The organism is Winogradskyella alexanderae (assembly GCF_020166335.1).
Lineage (GTDB): Bacteria > Bacteroidota > Bacteroidia > Flavobacteriales > Flavobacteriaceae > Winogradskyella > Winogradskyella alexanderae.
This window is the reverse complement of the sequence record NZ_JAIUJR010000004.1, coordinates 224,593-241,697: the sequence shown is the minus strand read 5'-3', so window position 1 is coordinate 241,697 and position 17,105 is coordinate 224,593. Positions and strand designations below refer to the sequence as shown.

Sequence of the window (17,105 nt, the reverse complement as noted above, 5' to 3'; positions counted from 1 at the left end):
AGGTCTTGTATGTCCAAAAAGAATAGTTATTGTTTTTTGGTTTTTCTGACATGGTCGGTAAGAGTTTTTATTTTAGTCTTATCCACGATTAGTCCATATTTATCATAGAATACATATTCTTTTTTATCATTCTTCAGGTAGTAGGAATATGTATCGCCATTATATTTCAATTCTTTCATTTTTGGTTCAGACTCAACGAAAGAAGTTTCAACAGTATAACTCCATTTGTTATTATCTTTTTTGTTGAGACTGTCAATAGTTTTGTCTAATGTTTTATCACCTTCATCCATGCCTCGGAGCATTTTCTCTCTCTCTTTTCGAGCCTCTTCAACCGTCAATCCTTCATTTAAGTTAAAATGTTTAATTGGTAATCCAGTTTTTAGTTTAGTCTCGTTATATCCTATGGCACAATGGTATACGTTGGCCTTTCTCAATTTTTCTTGTATTTCCTTAGAAAATGAAACATGGTCGTTACTTTCTACCATTACAGAAGCAAAAACATATTCCTTTTGTTGCTCTACGGTTAAATGTTGATTGAGTTTTTTTACCTCTTCAACTAAATCCGCTAAAGCAACTTGTTTGCCATTAAGCACTAAACTCTTGTCTTTTTTAATCGTGATTTCTACTTTATTAATTACATTATTATGTTGCTTGGTTTTTGACTTAGCTTTTGTTTTGATCGTTTCTAACGGACTTGGAGGTGGTGGAGGTGGAGGTGGCGGACTTGGAAAACGTTCGGCATTTTGGCGTTGCTCTGCCGTCATCAGATTTTTGTAGATATTAATGTACCTATCGAGTTCTTTTTGTTTAACAATAGGGTATTCGTTTGATTTATTAGCTCTAGCTTTTCTCATGGCAACGTTTACTTTTTTTGCCCAAGCATTGTATTCTTCAATTTGTTGTTTGGTAGCTTTTTCTTGTATTGGTTGGCTTATAGTTTCGACAACAGTGTATTCTGGCATTGGCCATTCAGTTACTAAAACGGCCTCAGGAAGGGCTACGGATTTCTTTTTTTGCTCAGAAGTCATTCTATCATAAATAGAATTATAGTATCTAAATGTTTCATCATTTATAAGATAAGGGTATCCATTTACGGTTTCAGATTTTGGTCTCTTTTTAAATGCTTCCTTCTTTTTCTTTGCCCACGCATTATAAGCATCTATTTCTTTTTGAGTTGGAGGGTTTTGTTGACCTATATTACCACTTTCGATAGCAAATGGTGTATTGCCTTTTGCTCTATTGACGATTTGATTTGGAGTAACGAGGTGATAAAAACCATAATCTTTGAGTGAATTATAGATAAACCAAACTTCTTCATTAGAAACATCTTTTGAAGAACTTACATGAATATTTAAGATTCTATTTCGTACCTCTGGTGTAATATCTTGATGCATTTGATTAAATACGCTAACAAAGGTTTTTTTAGTGGCTTTTATACCATCTATTACATAAGAATTATTATCTAAAATTTTAAGCTCAATACTTCTGGCATAATCAGTATTATAAACTTCTGGAGTATCTACAGAATTAGGGCCGCCTTTTGATTTTTTCATTGCAGGTGGAGGAGGTGGAGGCAAGGTTGCTTTTTCCTCCTGAGTTAACTCACTCTTTTTCTTGTAGTAGGTTTTACCGTTAAGCGTAATCTTTGCATATGGTGAAACGGGTTGCGTAGGACGTAAGACTTTTGCTTTGTCAGCTTTAAGCATTCTAAAATACATACCGCCTAAATCAGAGAATAAGTCGTCCATTTGCTTTTTCTCCAGGTCACCTTTATTTATATAATGTGGTGGTGTGTCTTGTAGCTTTTTATAAGCTTCATATTTTTTAAGATATGCCTTAATAGGATCAGTGATATCAATGTGGGTTAAATCGTAATCAATAGCTTTTTTCAATTCGTTTTTGATCTCTGTTTGAGTCTGTTCAGTTTCTTTTTTAACATACTCTCTTTCAGCAAAGCTGTAAAATAGCATTGCGATAACTGGTAATAGCAAAATGGTGCTAGCCAATTTCTTAATGTTTGAAGTTTGTGATTTCATAACTGTAAATCGTTTTTTGAATGATGAATAATTGATGGCACTCGTGAGTTGATAATCAGGAGTGTTTGATGAAAATTGTAATAATGTATTTTGATAATTTTTTCTGTCAATACCATGATTTAACACCGCTTGATCGGCTAAAAATTCGTGATTGAGTTTTACATGGTGTTTTAAAATGTAAACCAAAGGATGAAACCAAAATGCAATTTGTAACAACTCAATGAGTACAATGTCTAGGCTATGCAATTGCTTGGCATGGGCTTCTTCGTGCAATAAGACTTCAATCGGGATAGCTTCATTTTCAAACTTAGTTTTGTTTAAAAATATATACTTAAAGAAGGAATGTGGAATACGATATTCCTTAAGTAAAACATAAATGAAAGATGATTTGAAGATTTTTGAATTTGTTGAAATATTGCGATATAGTTTTATAAGATTTACAACAAATCGAAAGCTGAAAATAAGGACGCCCAGTCCGTATAGGTACCAGAGTAGTGTTTCTGTGCTGATGGACTCAGTTGGTTGTACGAGTATTTCAGTATTTGAGGATTCAATTGGTATATAAACTGGTAACGTTTCAAGCTGTTGAGCTACAGGTTCAACATAATAGGTAATGGTAAGCATTGGAATAATTAAAGCCATCACAAACGAACCTAAGAGATAAAATCGCTTAAACCGATGTATGTTCTGTTGCTCTAAAAGGAATGTGTAAACCAACCAAAATACAAGCAAACAAGCTGAAAATTTTAATAAATAGATTCCCATAATTACTTGCTCTTAATTTCTTGGTCAATAATTGATTTTAGCTCTTGCAGTTCTTCCTTAGTTAAATCTGTTTTTCTCGTAAAAAACGATGCAAACTGAGAGGCACTATCATTGAAGAATGTTTTAATTAAACCATTAACGTGTTTGGAGAAGTAGTCTTCCTTTTTAACTAATGGATAATATTCTCTTGATTTTCCGTAGGTTTTGTAATCTACAAAACCTTTACCAATCATACGTTTTAAAAGTGTAGCTACTGTTGTGGTTGCAGGCCTAGGTTCTGGATAGGCATCTAATAACTCTTTCATAAATGCTTTCTCTAATTTCCAGAGGTATTGCATTAATTGTTCTTCGGTTTTAGAGAGTTCCATGTTCTACATATTTAGAATATACTCTACAAATGTAGAATAAAAAATTAAATATCCAAGGTTTTGTTACGTTAAAAATTAAAATTTGTACCTTGAAGTAGTTGTAATGTTGAATAAATTATGAACATAAAATTTATTTCAGTAATAGTATTATTGGTTGTGTTTAATATAGGATTTTCGCAATCTATTCAGGATTTAATGAACGAAGTAAATACATCAAATTTAGAAACCACAGTAAATCAATTAAGTGGAGAAGAGCCAGCGATTATTAACGGTACGACACAGACGATCTCAAACAGGGTCCATAGTAATAACGATCTGTCTGCAACCTATATCCAGGAACGTCTAGAAGCATTTCCCAATCTTACAGTAGAGGTTCAAAATTTTAACACCACAGGTAAAAATGTCATAGCTACCCAGTTGGGCTCAACCAATCCTGATGATATTTATATAATATGTGCGCACTATGATTCTGTAACCACATTTTGTGCTGACGATAATGCTACCGGTGTAGCAGCTGTCATCGAAATTGCTAGGATTTTGTCTCGGCAATGTACAGACAATACCATCGTCTATGCACTATGGGATGAAGAAGAAATAGGACTTTTAGGGGCAAATTTTTATGCACAACAAGCGGCAGACGAAACAGGTGGAAATACCAGAGATAATATTCTTGGGGTAGTAAATATGGATATGATTGGTTATGATGGTGATGCACCTGGAACGGCCGGTGACAATGACTTTGACATTGATGTAAGAAACATTGCAAATTCGTTGATGATAAAAGATGATTTGCTTGACATACTTAACACCTATACATTTGATTTAAACCCAATTGTTGTTGATCCTGGTACTACATTTAGTGATCATTCAACATTTTGGAACCAAGGGTATTCAGCTGTATTGGTTGGTGAATCTTGGGAAACCAATGACCAAACGCCTAATTATCATACGTCTAATGATAGAGCTGCTGATATCGATTTTCCTTATATGACCGAGTTGACTAAACTGGTATTAGCTTACACGGCAACCAAGGCAAGTTTAGCAGCTCTAGACAATACGGTTACTGAGAATCCTACCGATTTAGTCTCTAATGAAGCTACAGGCCCTTACCAATGGTATAATTGTGATACGGGTACACCAATTAATGGTGCAACATCCCAAAGTTTCACACCAATTTCTGATGGAAATTATGCAGTTGAGGTTAGTAATGGATCTTGCAGTGAAATTAGTAATTGTATTGCTTTTACAGCACTATCAACAGAAAAATTTACGAGTAAGGAAATAAGTATTTATCCTAACCCAGTACATTCCATTCTTAAGGTCGAAAACTTTTATAATCAAGACTTATATATTACTATAAATGATATTTCAGGCAAGGTTGTTAGTGTTATAGAATCCAATGAGTCGTTAATAGAACTCAACCTTTCACGTAATTCAAATGGAGTCTACTTCGTAAATGTAAGTTCTGATAAAAAAGCCTCTTCTTACAAAATTGTTAAAGAGTAAACTAGCCTTTCATTTCGCTGTAATATTTATAGAACCAAGGAATAGTCTCAATTCCTTTTAAGTAATTTCCAATACCGAAGTGTTCATTTGGAGAGTGAATGGCATCACTATCCAATCCAAATCCCATAAGTATCGTTTTGCTATCTAATTCCTTTTCAAATAAGGCTACAATAGGAATACTTCCGCCGCTTCGTTCAGGTATTGGCACTTGTCCAAACGTTTTTTCATAAGCTTTTGCCGCTGCTTTATAGCCATTAAAATTAGTTGGTGTAACATAGCCTTGTCCACCATGGTGTGGTGTAACTTTAACTTTTACACCAGCTGGAGCAATACGCTCAAAATGTGTTTTAAACAGTTCAGTAATCTCCTCCCAATCTTGATGCGGTACTAAACGCATAGATATTTTGGCATAAGCCTTACTTGCAATTACAGTTTTAGCACCTTCACCTGTGTATCCTCCCCAAATTCCGTTGACGTCTAAAGTAGGACGAATGGAATTTCTTTCGTTGGTTGTATAGCCTTTTTCACCATAAACTGCTTCAATATCAAGTGCTTTTTTGTAATCATCAAGGGAGAACGGTGCTTTAGCCATTTCGGCACGTTCTTCGTCAGATAGATTTTCAACCTTATCATAAAATCCAGGTATGGTGATATGATTATTTTCGTCATGAAGTGATGCGATCATCTTGGCAAGAATATTTATTGGGTTTGCAACGGCACCACCATATAATCCTGAGTGTAAATCACGGTTAGGTCCAGTGACTTCAACTTCTACATAACTTAACCCTCTAAGACCTGTTGTAATAGATGGGATGCCTTTGGCAATCATTCCTGTATCTGATATCAATATGACATCATTGGTTAATTTTTCTTTATTTGAAGCAACAAATTTACCTAGATTAACACTACCTACTTCTTCTTCGCCTTCAATCATAAATTTAACATTGCATGGTAATTCATTGTGAGTGGTCATATATTCCAAGGCTTTTACATGCATGTACACTTGACCTTTGTCGTCACTTGCACCTCTAGCAAAAATTGCCCCTTCAGGATGTATGTCTGTTTTTTGAATTACTGGCTCAAAAGGTGGCGAATTCCATAGATCCAATGGATCTGGTGGTTGCACATCATAATGACCGTATACGAGTACAGTGGGTAAGTTTTTATCAATTATTTTTTCGCCATAAACAATGGGATAACCATCTGTTTCACAAATCTCTACATGGTCACATCCTGCATTTTCTAAACTAGATCTAATGACTTCCGCGGCTTTAAAGACATCATTTTTATAGGCAGAATCTGCGCTAATCGAAGGTATCTTTAATAAGTTGATTAATTCGTTGAGAAAACGGTCTTTATTTTTCGTAATATAAGATTGAATAGCTTGCATAATTAATGATATGGTTTCCTACAAAAATAAGAAATCCAACACCAATATTTTCTTAAATGAAAGCTATTTGAATATTCAAAGTATTGTTTATATTTGCAGTCCTTATTTGCGGGCGTGGTGGAATTGGTAGACACGCTAGACTTAGGATCTAGTGCCGCGAGGTGTGCGAGTTCGAGTCTCGCCGCCCGCACAAAAAAGTAAAGCTTCTCATTATAGAGAGGCTTTTTTAGTTTTTATCCCTGAGTTCTGCTCTACGCATGGGCATAGTGTCAATAATATCAAATAATCCTTGCTTCTTTAAAGGTGTCATTTGCTCCAATTTTACACCACCATCAAGACCTATAAGGATTATTTTGAAAGATGCCTTTTTAGCATTGTATAGGTCGTACAACTTTGAACCAGATTCCCATTTGTGAGCGTGCAGTTTGTATTTTGTAGGTAAAACATTAATCAATAAAAGACGCCTTTCTTTAAGCCCTTCTTTGTCGGTTTCTAGCAGTTTATTTTGTTCTATGAGGTCTTCAGAATTTTCATCAGTTGAAATTATAAGCACTATACGATTCTTCCATTTGTAGTCATCTAAATTCTGAGCCTTTAGTTGCATAGAAATAAAAAAGATTATTATAACAATTAATTTTTGGTACATGTACATCCCAAAGCTTCGTATTAATTGCTTAATACATTATTATAAAACTGCATACCAAGCGTTGCTTTGCCATCATTGTCAAATAATGTGGTATTATCCCAATGCGAACCTTGTCCCCATTGCGTGAAACAATCAGTAGATACCCAAGCTGGTTCCCAGTATACCAAGCCTTCCGCTCCAGCACTTTTAAGGATTTGATATAATGAGTTTAAGTAATCAAGTTGTCCTTGCTGGGTTGCTGGAAATCCTCCGGTGAGTGCATTTTCACCTAATATGTTGTTTGCAGCGTCAGCATTGTTCAATGTAAATGGATAAGCAGTTTCTACGACCATAAGTTTTTTGTTGTAGATATTTATAAGTGTAGAAATAGGAGTTTGTACTTCGTTTAATGCATACTCTGACCAAAGAGGATAGTATGATAGTCCAATCCAATCAAAATCCGTCACACCATTTGTAGTGGCTTGTTCAAACCACCATAATCCGTTTTCTGGTTGTGCGATATGAAGCATAACCTCAATAGATTTATTCTTCTGTTCTGCAACGTCTCGAACAGCTTCTATACCTTTATTAATTAAATATGAGTTGCGTGTCCAATTAATTGACCCTTCAGCTTCATTTTCTTGTAATATTTCTGAATTAATTTCATTGCCAACTTGAACGATATCTGGCAACAAATTTTCCTGAGATAATTCATTTAGCGTATTGAAGGTATAGTTGTAAAGTAGTTCTCCTAAAGCTTCGGTATTGTTAATTTCGGTTAACCATGCTTCTGGTATTAACTGCCTTGAAGGGTCTGCCCAAGTATCACTGTAATGAAAATCTAATAAAACGTTCATGTTAGCATTTTTTGCTCGTATAATAGCTTTTTTTACATCTTGAAAATTAGAATAATTAGTCCAGGTTGGATTATGCCAAAGTCGAAAACGTGCCAAATTTGTGCCAGCATTTTTGAATACGGCGTAAACATCGCTTTCGGTACCATTTTGAGTTTTATAGGTGGCACCACAATCTTCCATTTCATTTACATACGATAAATCTGCACCAAAGTAAAAATTGACTGTGTTAGAAGCGTTAGAGTCCTCCTGATTTTCACTTTCGCAAGATGCGCATGAAACAACAAGTATCGATATGAACAGTATATTAATAAAACCTACTAGAATGTGTCGCATTGTAAATTGTATTGGGAGCCATAATTTAAACGAAATTAAACAAAAAAGGCTTCTTATTTAAGAAGCCTTTTCTGATTGTAAAATGAATAATCAAAGTTTTACCAATTTCGTTGTCATAGATTGATTGTTATCATTTTCAACTTTTACAATGTACATCCCTGTATTTAAAGATGAAATATCAAATACATCTGTTCTTGTAAAAGAGCCTTTAAATTGTTCTACCATTTTACCAGTTAAGTCATAAACTTCAACCGAAGAAACATTCATATTTATGCTAAACGCAGAATTTGTTGGATTGGGATAAATATTAAACTTGGTGAAGGACTCATCGTCAATACTCAATGAAGCAACAGGTTGGTTTCCTAAAATTCTAAATTGTCCCGGAGGAATAGTAATTGAAGTTGTAGAATTATCAACGGTTGTACTTCCAGTATCGTCCATTAAATCATACCACGTCGATGTCACACCACCAGGGAAACTTGTACTTACATTTTGTGCAGTAACATCAAAATTGGCTAGAATAATTACATTACGTAATTCTGAAGTAGGAATACTAGTGTCAAAAATGTCTATTCTTGGAGTAAAATTTCCTGAAGTTATTGTATAATCACCTTCAAATACCGGCTCGTTTATTTTTAAAGCATGTAGCCTTGACCAATCATCATAAATTTGCCTTCTTAAGGCATCGCCCAGCCAGTTTTCTACCCATTGTGGTTGTGGTTTGGTGGCTAGCTTACAACCATCATTGCCAACATTTACGGTCACGCCATCATCACATGTCCAGATAGAATTATCCATACCTAAATCCCCAAAATGCCATAACATTTTTGGACCAGGAATCATAACAGATATAGCACCTAAAGCAGACATACGTGTGAGAGCAGTATTGAGATCTGTAACATCGTGCGCAGGATTTGAATCGTTACCAAAAGCAATATTTTTGTACATTAATCGCTCTTCATCATGACTTTCTGGGTAACCTACCACTCTGGGACCATTAAAACCAGTATGAGCTTTATGACCCATTCTATCAATATTTCTATTGCCAGTTTGTCCCATGGTTAACTCATTATAAGGTTCTGTCATTTTTCCCCAGAGCATAATACCTTTACCTTCATCTAAACGGTAATTAGCCCATTCTTTTTCTTCGTTGTCGCCGCCTAAATGTTCAAAAATGACATAATGCGTATCGTCTAGTTCCCATGAATAGTCCGCATAATCTTTAAGAACATCAATTCTATCTTGTCTATAACCGTTAGTGCAAGATTCATCACTTGCCGTACATTCTTGTGTAAAGCCTTTAGTAAGGTCCCAGCGTAAACCGTCAATTTTAAACTCTTCAATCCATTGTTTAATAACACGTTTTGAATATTCTTGTGTCAAAGGTAGTTGATGGTTGTAGTCATAAAAAACGCTGTAAGCATGCTGGGCATCTTCATTAAAATATGGACTATTTAACGCAGGCTTTCCATTATTTTCGTTAAACCACATGGCTACTTGAGAATTCGGGAAATCAGCATGATTAAGTGCAATATCCAAAATAACTGCGATACCGTTTTGATGGAACACATCAACAAGTTCCTTGAATTTTTCAGGTGTACCGTAAAACTTATCTAATGCCATATGGAACGATGTATTGTAACCCCATGAAAAATTACCATTGAATTCCATTACGGGCATTAGTTGGATGGCATTGATATTTAAATCTTTGAAGTAATTAATTCGGTCAATTAAATCTTGAAAGTTTCGGTTTTCATCAAAATCTCTTAAGAATACTTCGTATATAATAAGATCTTCTTTCTTTGGTTTTTCAAAATTTGTAACCGTCCAATTATAAGCCGGCTGTCCAGTTTTAAGCACTGTCATAAACCCTACTTGTCCATCAGGATATTCTGGTAAGTTTGGAAATGTCGATGAAGGTATGAATTGATCGTTAAAAGGATCTAATACTAATGTTGAAAAGGGATCAGCAACAACAACAGCTTGATTAGTACCAGAAGGGGCATCTGTATCAAATACCCAATATTGATAGATGTGATCTATTCCTGACGATAATTCCGTTATTTCTAACCAATATTTTCCCGAATTAGGATCTCGTTTCATTAAATCATCATTGTCTGGTACAAAATTATTCCAACTTGCGGCAACATATATAAACTCTTTGTCTGGTGCAGTAAGTACTAAAGTAGCACTTGTATTGTCTGCACCATAATTAATACCATCTACTAAATTTGGAGGGATATCCTCTTCTATAACGGTTGGTATAACAACTACTTCAAATATTGCTTCACCAGACTCACTATTATTTGGTGATGGTGGTGTCCCAACAACTCTTACAACACCATATTCTGTAATATTGTTTATTTGGCCGACACAATTTGGGAAACTACAGTTGCCAGTATCGACTAATACGTCATTGTAATAAATCTCAAAAGATCCTTGAACTGTGGTTGTGCCCTGAAACTTAATTCTCGAGGTTATTGTTAAGTTGTCTCCAGAATTGACAAATACTAAATCAGAAGTCGGATCAATGATCTCAACCACAACGCGCCCAACATCTTTGAAGTTGTCACCACTTTGATTGCTTCCATCTTGTGATTTGATTAAATATCCAATTCTTCCAATACCAGTATTATTAAAAAAGTCTGTTGGAAGACCAAAGTCATACGTATAGGTGCCATCACCGTTGTTTGTGAATTTTGCGGTCTCTGGGGAGTTGCCAAAATCATTACCTGTAGCGGTAGGATTATTAATTTGATTACCATTTGTTTCAAAATGCCAAGCCCATAAGTAGATATCAGAGACACCCCATGAAGCATTTGGATCAAAATTAGAAACCGTTAAGGTTACATTTTCGTCTTCATTAAAGAATTGTGGATTCCAAGTAAAGGTTTGAGCACTTAATGATTGGAGCCCAGCTACTATAATAAAGGTTAGTATAAGTTGTAGATTTTTATTCATAGCATAAATGTTAAAAAAAGGCTATGTCAATAAATAACATAGCCTTTATTCAATTTAAATAGTTTTTATTTAGATTGTTTGTTAGACTATTCTAAAGTAATTGTTTTATTAAGGGTATCTATAGTAGTATAGTATTGCCCTGATGTACCAATAAACTTAAAGTTAAAATCTCCATCTTGTGCATTTTCAAAGTTAGCATCTATGGTATAGCCTTCTCCTTCAAAATGCGGATAATTTAATCCTGAACCCCAATCTGTTGCTGTTGTAAAGAATCTGAAGTTAGCATCGCCATCAGATGTATAATTTACCCAACCTGAGTATACGCCATCACCTTCACACATTAACTGAACTGGAGTATCCCAAGACCAACCAGCGTCTGTTAAGCCAGCACCTACTGCCCACATTTGATCGAAATCACAGTTTCCTTGTGGCGTTGGATCGTCTAGAGTAATGGTTTTATTTAATGCATCAACAGTTAAGAAATACTTACCTGAAGGACCTGTAAACAAGAAGTTGTTATCACCATCTTGAGCATCTTCAAACATTGGATCTATAGTATAACCTTCTGCAATATATCCTGGGTAGTTAATACCTGAGCCCCAATCTGTTTCAGTTGTAAAGAATCTAAAGTTACCATCATTAACAACAACAGGATCGTTGACACTAATAAGATCTACATTAATAGTATAAACGTTTGTTCCTGAACACAATGCCTTTTGTGGTGTCGCCCAGTCCCATCCTGTAAATTTAACTCCAGCACCAACCATAAATTTTTGATCAAAATCACAAACTGCTGCCTGTGTATCTGTTACTTCTAACATTACTAAGGTCAATCCTTGAGCCGGCCCGAAGTTTTCTAAACTACCGTCTCCAATGAATGATTTAAGTCTAAAGAAAACTTCACCCGTATTTGGAGCTGGTGTGTTTGGATCTGCATCTAAACCAAGTTGAGCAGCATAAGAAAGCAAGTCTCCAATAGTAATAGAGATTTCATTTCCTGTTGTTGCACCAATCGTCTCAGCATCAGTAAAATCACCTGTATTAGATTTTTCTAATTGGTAGGTAACATTAGTAGGTACGTCTACTTCAGCATCGTCCCAAGTAAAACGCTCAGCTAAGTTAGCTGCAGTTTGTGGTGTCAAAAGATATTCAGCAGAGAAGTTATTCGTAAAAGATAAATCGCCACTGTTATCTGTTGTGAAAACTACATCATCTTCCGTTTCACAACTGTTAAAACTTATTAAGGCAAAGATGAAAAGGCCTAAAATTGATAATTTTTTCATTTTTATTTATCGTGTTAATTAGTATCCTGGATTTTGAGTTAAATTAGTATTAATACCTAAGTCGGTAGCAGGTATAGGCATGATGTCTCTAAAAGACTCAGTAGTTGTACCTTGTGGTACATTACCTTTCCATTGCCAAACACCCTCATCTGAGAATTGACCAAATCTAACAAGATCTGTTCTTCTGTGGCATTCCCAATAAAGCTCTCTTGAGCGCTCATTGATTATGAAATCTAGCGTTAGGTCAGATTCTGAAATATTACCTGCTGCGTTACCATAAGCACGTTGTCTTATTTCATTAATATAATCTACAGCTGTACTCATAGAACCACCTCCGCCTCTCAATACAGCTTCTGCATACATAAGATAAGCATCTGCTAATCTAAACATTGGGAAATCTGTGTCAATATGATCTCCAGAAGTGTCTGAGCCAGGATTGCCGTCTACATCAACATTTCTGTATTTAGCAACGGCATAACCTTGGTTAAAAGGACCAACTTCTTCAATGTCTTTATTTTGACCATCAGTGTAAAACAACTCACGTCCATCTACCGAATCAAAAGAATATGTCAACGTATTTAAGTCAAGCGTTACTTTAAATAATCCTTCTTCAACTGGAATATTAGGACCATCTTGTGCGAGTGCAAAAGGATTTTCACTACTATCATCAAGACCAAGATTAATAGCCCAGGCATTATTAAATCTAAATTTCATTTCACCATCTACAAAATTGATGTAACCTTGATAGACGTTTTCAGAAATCTCTGCCATTGGAATGTCTGGGCCATCCCATCCATTTGGAGTACCACTACCAATAAGTCCCCATTCAGACAATGTTCCAATTGCATTAGTAGCTGCTTCTGGATCAAAATTATCTAAGTTAAATTGGTCAACAAATGTTGGTGTAGTTCTAATACCGAACCAACCACCGTTTATTCCAAAGTCCGCTGGATCCATAGTTCCTCCAACAGGAGCGTGAACTAGGAAGGTCATACCACCAAACGCTTGAGTTCTTAAGCCATCAAACGGTATTGTGAAAATAACCTCATCTTGAGCTCCATTTGAGTCATTATCAGCTAAAAAGGAATGGAAATATGGTGTATTTGGTATAGTATAACCTGCATTAGTTATGTTATTAATGTATGTTATAACATCTGCATATCTAGAAGTACCAGTGTATACTTCAGCATTTAGATACATTTTTGCCAAAACCATCCAAGCAGCTGCTCTATCTGCTCTTCCATATTCGTTTTGACGTGGCGCTACCATATCATCAAGAATATCCAATAATTCACTTTCGATAAAATCAAACAAGTCTGCCCGTTGTATTTGCTCCGGTAAAAAAGCTCCTGTTGGATCATCTTCTGTTACAAAAGGAGGATTAGCAAATAAATCCATTGCATGCCAGTACGTTAAGGCACGCATAAAACGTGCTTCAGCTCTATAAGTTTGAATTTCTGCTCTTAAAGCATCATCTATGCCTCTACTACTTAACTTGTCGTCTGTAGTTTGTCTTAGGAATTCATTACATAGTGTTACTTGATACATTAATCGTGTATACATTGTTCTGATAAATTCGTTACCAGAAGTCCAAACTTGACCATGTAAATCTTGAATTGTTCCATCATTCCAACCAATAATTGCCTCATCGGTTGTAAGTTGTTGCATTTTCCAGTATAATCTTAAATAGTTGGAAAATCCTTCATCTAATCCAGCCAAGTCAGGCGCGCCTGCAGGACCTTGCTGTCCACTTAATGAAATACCTGCATAAATTTTAGCCAGGAATTCTTTATAAGAAGCCGGATCACTTAGAGCTTCGTCCGCAGATTGACGCTCGTCCTCTGGTTGGAAGTCTAGATCACACGATTGTACAAAAAATACAAGTGTGAAGAGCACAAATAAATTTTTAATTGTTCTTAACATCATAGCTTTGTTGTTTATATAATTATTCTTCATTTTTTTTAAAATGTAAAATTAAGCCCTAATACAACATCTCTAGTTCTTGGATAGAAGTTGTTTTCTATACCATTTCCTATTTCTGGGTCTAAACCATCATATTCTGTGATTACAAATAAATTTGTAGCGGTTAATGAGGCTCTAAGTTTAACCTTTTCGAATGGGAATGTATATCCCAATGAAATGTTATCTAATCTAACAAAATCAGCACGTTGAATGTATGCATCAGAGAATAAGTTCTGACCAGTAAATTCTGTATCTAATATACTTGCGTGTGGATTTGCATTGTATCCGGGCTGACCAATAATGGCATTTAAGTTCCCTCTATCAGACGCCACGTTATTATAAACGTAGTTTCCAAAACTACCTCTAAAGGTAAAGTTTAAGTCGAAACTCTTATATCTAAAGTTGTTGGTGAAACCAATGAATGCATCTGGTGTTGCCTTTTTGTAAGCTTGTCTGTCTGCTTCAGTTATTTGGTTATCACCATTTACGTCAACGTATGCACCTTCAATTGGGTTGCCATCGTTATCATAAACTTGTCTGAACACAAAGAATGTTGAAGGATCGAATCCTGGTTTCCATATTTGGATATTATTACCAACACCACCAGAAATACCACCTGTTTGTATAAAGAAGTTAGGGTCGTCACTTAAACTTAACTTAGTGATTTCTTGCTCCTGGAAGGTGAGGTTAAAATTAGTATCCCACCCGAAATCTTCTTTTTGAGCAATGACACCATTAAGACTAAACTCAATACCTCTACTTGTAATTGCACCAACATTTGTTGTGATTAAATCTGTTAGGTTAGAACCTGCAGGTACAGGTACAGTTGCTAAAAGATCCTCAGTCTCTCTGTAATAAGCATCAACGGTACCAGTTATTCTGTTGTTAAAGAATCCAAAATCTATAGCAACGTTGTACTGTGTTGTTTCCTCCCATTTTAAATTCTCATCAAATCCTTCAGGTCTTAATGTTTGAATAAAAATGGGTTGACCATTAACATCAGTACCAAACTGAATATTTGCTTGATCGTTTCTAGATGGTGTATATAAACCTAAGAAACCATAGTTCTGTCCAATTTCCTGTTGACCAGTTACACCCCAACCAGCTCTAAGCTTTAAATTAGAGAAGAATGAATCTTGCATAAAGCTTTCATTCATTAATTTCCAACCTACAGATAAACCTGGGAAAGACCCCCAACGGTTATCTTCACTAAACCTTGAAGATCCATCACGTCTAAAGCTTGCTGAGATAAGATACTTATCAGCTATGTCAAAACTTGCTCTCGCGAAGTAAGATTCTAGAGCATTTCTATTAATATCAGTATCAATAGTTATGTTTGGTCCTGAGGTTTGATCTATATTAGAGCGAATATAAAATTCTTGATACGCGTGACCAGCTGTAATATCTAATGTTGTATTAATAGACTCTACATTCTTTTTATAGTTAAAGAAGAAATCTAAAGCTGTGTTTCTGTTTAACCCAGAAGAGAATCCTCTAAAAGCAAAGGCATCTGGATTGTTTGGGTTTGCAGGTGCAAACCTAAATCCGTCATTTTCAGCGTAGTCAATACCAGCATTCAGGTTAAATTTCAAATCGCGTAAGAACCAAAATCGATAGTCAATATTAAAATTCGCAATCGCTCTTTTAATTGTTTGCCTATCATTTGTGTTTTCCAAGGTAAACAATGGGTTTGAAGGAGCTAATGGCGCGCCTAACTGTGTAAAATTACCATTCTCATCTCTTACAGGTTGCGTAGGGTCAAAAGCAACGGCTTGACCAATTGCTCCACCGTCTGCGTAATGGTACTCGTCTTGGATACCTCGTGCAACTAAAGTTAGTTTAAGATCATTGTCTAAAAATCTATGAACAAATGAGGTATTAAATCCATTTCTTTCGTATAAGTCTCCATCTAATGGACCTTCTTGAGAAACATGGTTAAAATTAACCCTGAAGTTAAAATTCTCATAGCCTTTAGAAGCCGTAATGTTATGTATAGCCCCAATACCAGTTGTAAAGATTTGATCTTGCCAATTTGTATTTGCGTTTCCAAATGTATCAGGATCAACACCATTCGCTTCAGCGAGTTCTCTATACTGACTTGCATTTAAGACATCTACAGTATTTGTAATTCTTCTTGTAGACGCTTGTAAACCATACTCTAACTGAAGTGGTTGATTTGCTGTACCTTTTTTCGTTGTAATAAGGATTACACCGTTCGATGCACGCGAACCATAGATAGCCGTTGCAGAGGCGTCTTTTAAAACAACAAAATCTTCAATGTCTGCTGGGTTAATTGCATTTAAAGCATTTCTACTTCCTTGTGCACCACCGCGTTGGTCAATAGGTAGACCGTCAATAACAATTAGTGGATCATTGGTTGCAGATAATGAAGCACCACCACGAATTCTAATTTCACCACCTTCACCAGCTGCACCACCGCCACTTGTGATACGCACACCCGCAGCTTTACCAGCGATTAGCTGTTGAGGAGCAACGATCGCACCACGGTTAAACTCTTCGTCACCTACTTTTTCAACAGCACCAGTGGCATCCTGTTTTGTTGTAGCACCATAACCGATTAAGACTACTTCATCAAGTTGCGCAGCATCTTCTTGAAGTACGATATCTAGTGTAGCCTCACCGTTATAAACTATTTCTTGAGTAGTGTAACCCAAATAAGAAACCACGATAGTTTCTCCTTGATTTACTTCTAAAGTATAATTACCATCAAAATCTGTGGAAGTACCTCTAGTTGTGCCTTTAATAATGACGTTAACGCCTGGTAAAGGCATTGCATTTGCTTTGTCTGTTACTGTTCCTGAAACGGTAGATTGCGCCATTAAGGTTGCTGGCACCATTACGAGACATAAGAGCAAAGCATTTAAGAATGTTTTCATACAGTGTTTTTAAATTAATTGCTTAGTTAATTGATTTATATTTTCACTTCTCGAGTTAAATCTATGTAAAATTAGCGTGTTACAAATGTTAAAAAACATGACATATGTCACGAAAACGTTTT

General features: G+C 35.7%; 10 protein-coding genes and 1 tRNA gene. 2 read left to right on the top strand and 9 right to left on the bottom strand.

Annotated features, from left to right (window positions below):
- Positions 1–26: 26 nt before the first annotated feature.
- Both LBU54_RS08310 and LBU54_RS08305 read right to left on the bottom strand, forming a co-directional pair.
- Complete coding sequence (locus LBU54_RS08310) at positions 27–2,801, bottom strand: M56 family metallopeptidase (RefSeq protein ID WP_224528223.1); 2,775 nt, start codon at positions 2,799–2,801, stop codon at positions 27–29.
- Positions 2,802–2,803: 2 nt separating this feature from the next.
- Positions 2,804–3,169 carry a BlaI/MecI/CopY family transcriptional regulator gene (locus tag LBU54_RS08305; RefSeq protein ID WP_224528221.1) on the bottom strand — a complete coding sequence of 122 codons (366 nt, stop codon included), beginning with the start codon at positions 3,167–3,169 and terminating at the stop codon, positions 2,804–2,806.
- Between the two features lie 117 nt (positions 3,170–3,286).
- Between LBU54_RS08305 and LBU54_RS08300 the strand changes: the two genes are divergently transcribed.
- Positions 3,287–4,675: a M28 family peptidase gene (locus LBU54_RS08300; RefSeq protein WP_224528219.1), complete on the top strand. Its 1,389-nt coding sequence runs from the start codon at positions 3,287–3,289 to the stop codon at positions 4,673–4,675.
- Between the two features lies 1 nt (position 4,676).
- Here LBU54_RS08300 and LBU54_RS08295 read toward each other — a convergent pair whose 3' ends face one another.
- Complete coding sequence (locus tag LBU54_RS08295; protein WP_224528216.1) at positions 4,677–6,065, bottom strand: dipeptidase; 1,389 nt, start codon at positions 6,063–6,065, stop codon at positions 4,677–4,679.
- Between the two features lie 108 nt (positions 6,066–6,173).
- Between LBU54_RS08295 and LBU54_RS08290 the strand changes: the two genes are divergently transcribed.
- Positions 6,174–6,255, top strand: a tRNA-Leu gene (locus LBU54_RS08290).
- A 36-nt stretch (positions 6,256–6,291) separates the two neighbouring features.
- Here the strand turns inward: LBU54_RS08290 and LBU54_RS08285 are convergent.
- The 6 genes from LBU54_RS08285 to LBU54_RS08260 all read right to left on the bottom strand — a co-directional run bounded on the left by LBU54_RS08285 (position 6,292) and on the right by LBU54_RS08260 (position 16,983).
- The gene (locus tag LBU54_RS08285) at positions 6,292–6,669 is read right to left on the bottom strand and encodes a DUF4174 domain-containing protein (RefSeq protein WP_224528215.1); all 378 of its coding nucleotides are present in this window, start codon (positions 6,667–6,669) and stop codon (positions 6,292–6,294) included.
- A 62-nt stretch (positions 6,670–6,731) separates the two neighbouring features.
- Complete coding sequence (locus LBU54_RS08280) at positions 6,732–7,880, bottom strand: glycoside hydrolase family 53 protein (RefSeq protein ID WP_224528212.1); 1,149 nt, start codon at positions 7,878–7,880, stop codon at positions 6,732–6,734.
- A gap of 90 nt (positions 7,881–7,970) precedes the next feature.
- Positions 7,971–10,841, bottom strand: a complete 2,871-nt coding sequence (locus LBU54_RS08275; protein ID WP_224528209.1) for an alpha-amylase family glycosyl hydrolase — start codon at positions 10,839–10,841, stop codon at positions 7,971–7,973.
- Between the two features lie 86 nt (positions 10,842–10,927).
- Positions 10,928–12,124: a SusE domain-containing protein gene (locus LBU54_RS08270; protein ID WP_224528207.1), complete on the bottom strand. Its 1,197-nt coding sequence runs from the start codon at positions 12,122–12,124 to the stop codon at positions 10,928–10,930.
- A gap of 18 nt (positions 12,125–12,142) precedes the next feature.
- Complete coding sequence (locus tag LBU54_RS08265; RefSeq protein ID WP_224528206.1) at positions 12,143–14,080, bottom strand: RagB/SusD family nutrient uptake outer membrane protein; 1,938 nt, start codon at positions 14,078–14,080, stop codon at positions 12,143–12,145.
- 5 nt (positions 14,081–14,085) lie between these two features.
- On the bottom strand, positions 14,086–16,983 hold the full coding sequence (locus LBU54_RS08260) for a SusC/RagA family TonB-linked outer membrane protein (RefSeq protein WP_224528205.1): 2,898 nt from the start codon (positions 16,981–16,983) through the stop codon (positions 14,086–14,088).
- Between the last annotated feature and the right edge of the window lie 122 nt (positions 16,984–17,105).

Bases quoted from the DNA above. Each gene is read 5' to 3' on its own strand.
- LBU54_RS08310 (WP_224528223.1), bottom strand. From the start codon at position 2,801: ATGGGAATCTATTTATTAAAATTTTCAGCTTGTTTGCTTGTATTTTGG.
- LBU54_RS08305 (WP_224528221.1), bottom strand. From the start codon at position 3,169: ATGGAACTCTCTAAAACCGAAGAACAATTAATGCAATACCTCTGGAAA.
- LBU54_RS08300 (WP_224528219.1), top strand. From the start codon at position 3,287: ATGAACATAAAATTTATTTCAGTAATAGTATTATTGGTTGTGTTTAAT.
- LBU54_RS08295 (WP_224528216.1), bottom strand. From the start codon at position 6,065: ATGCAAGCTATTCAATCTTATATTACGAAAAATAAAGACCGTTTTCTC.
- LBU54_RS08285 (WP_224528215.1), bottom strand. From the start codon at position 6,669: ATGCAACTAAAGGCTCAGAATTTAGATGACTACAAATGGAAGAATCGT.
- LBU54_RS08280 (WP_224528212.1), bottom strand. From the start codon at position 7,880: ATGCGACACATTCTAGTAGGTTTTATTAATATACTGTTCATATCGATA.
- LBU54_RS08275 (WP_224528209.1), bottom strand. From the start codon at position 10,841: ATGAATAAAAATCTACAACTTATACTAACCTTTATTATAGTAGCTGGG.
- LBU54_RS08270 (WP_224528207.1), bottom strand. From the start codon at position 12,124: ATGAAAAAATTATCAATTTTAGGCCTTTTCATCTTTGCCTTAATAAGT.
- LBU54_RS08265 (WP_224528206.1), bottom strand. From the start codon at position 14,080: ATGAAGAATAATTATATAAACAACAAAGCTATGATGTTAAGAACAATT.
- LBU54_RS08260 (WP_224528205.1), bottom strand. From the start codon at position 16,983: ATGAAAACATTCTTAAATGCTTTGCTCTTATGTCTCGTAATGGTGCCA.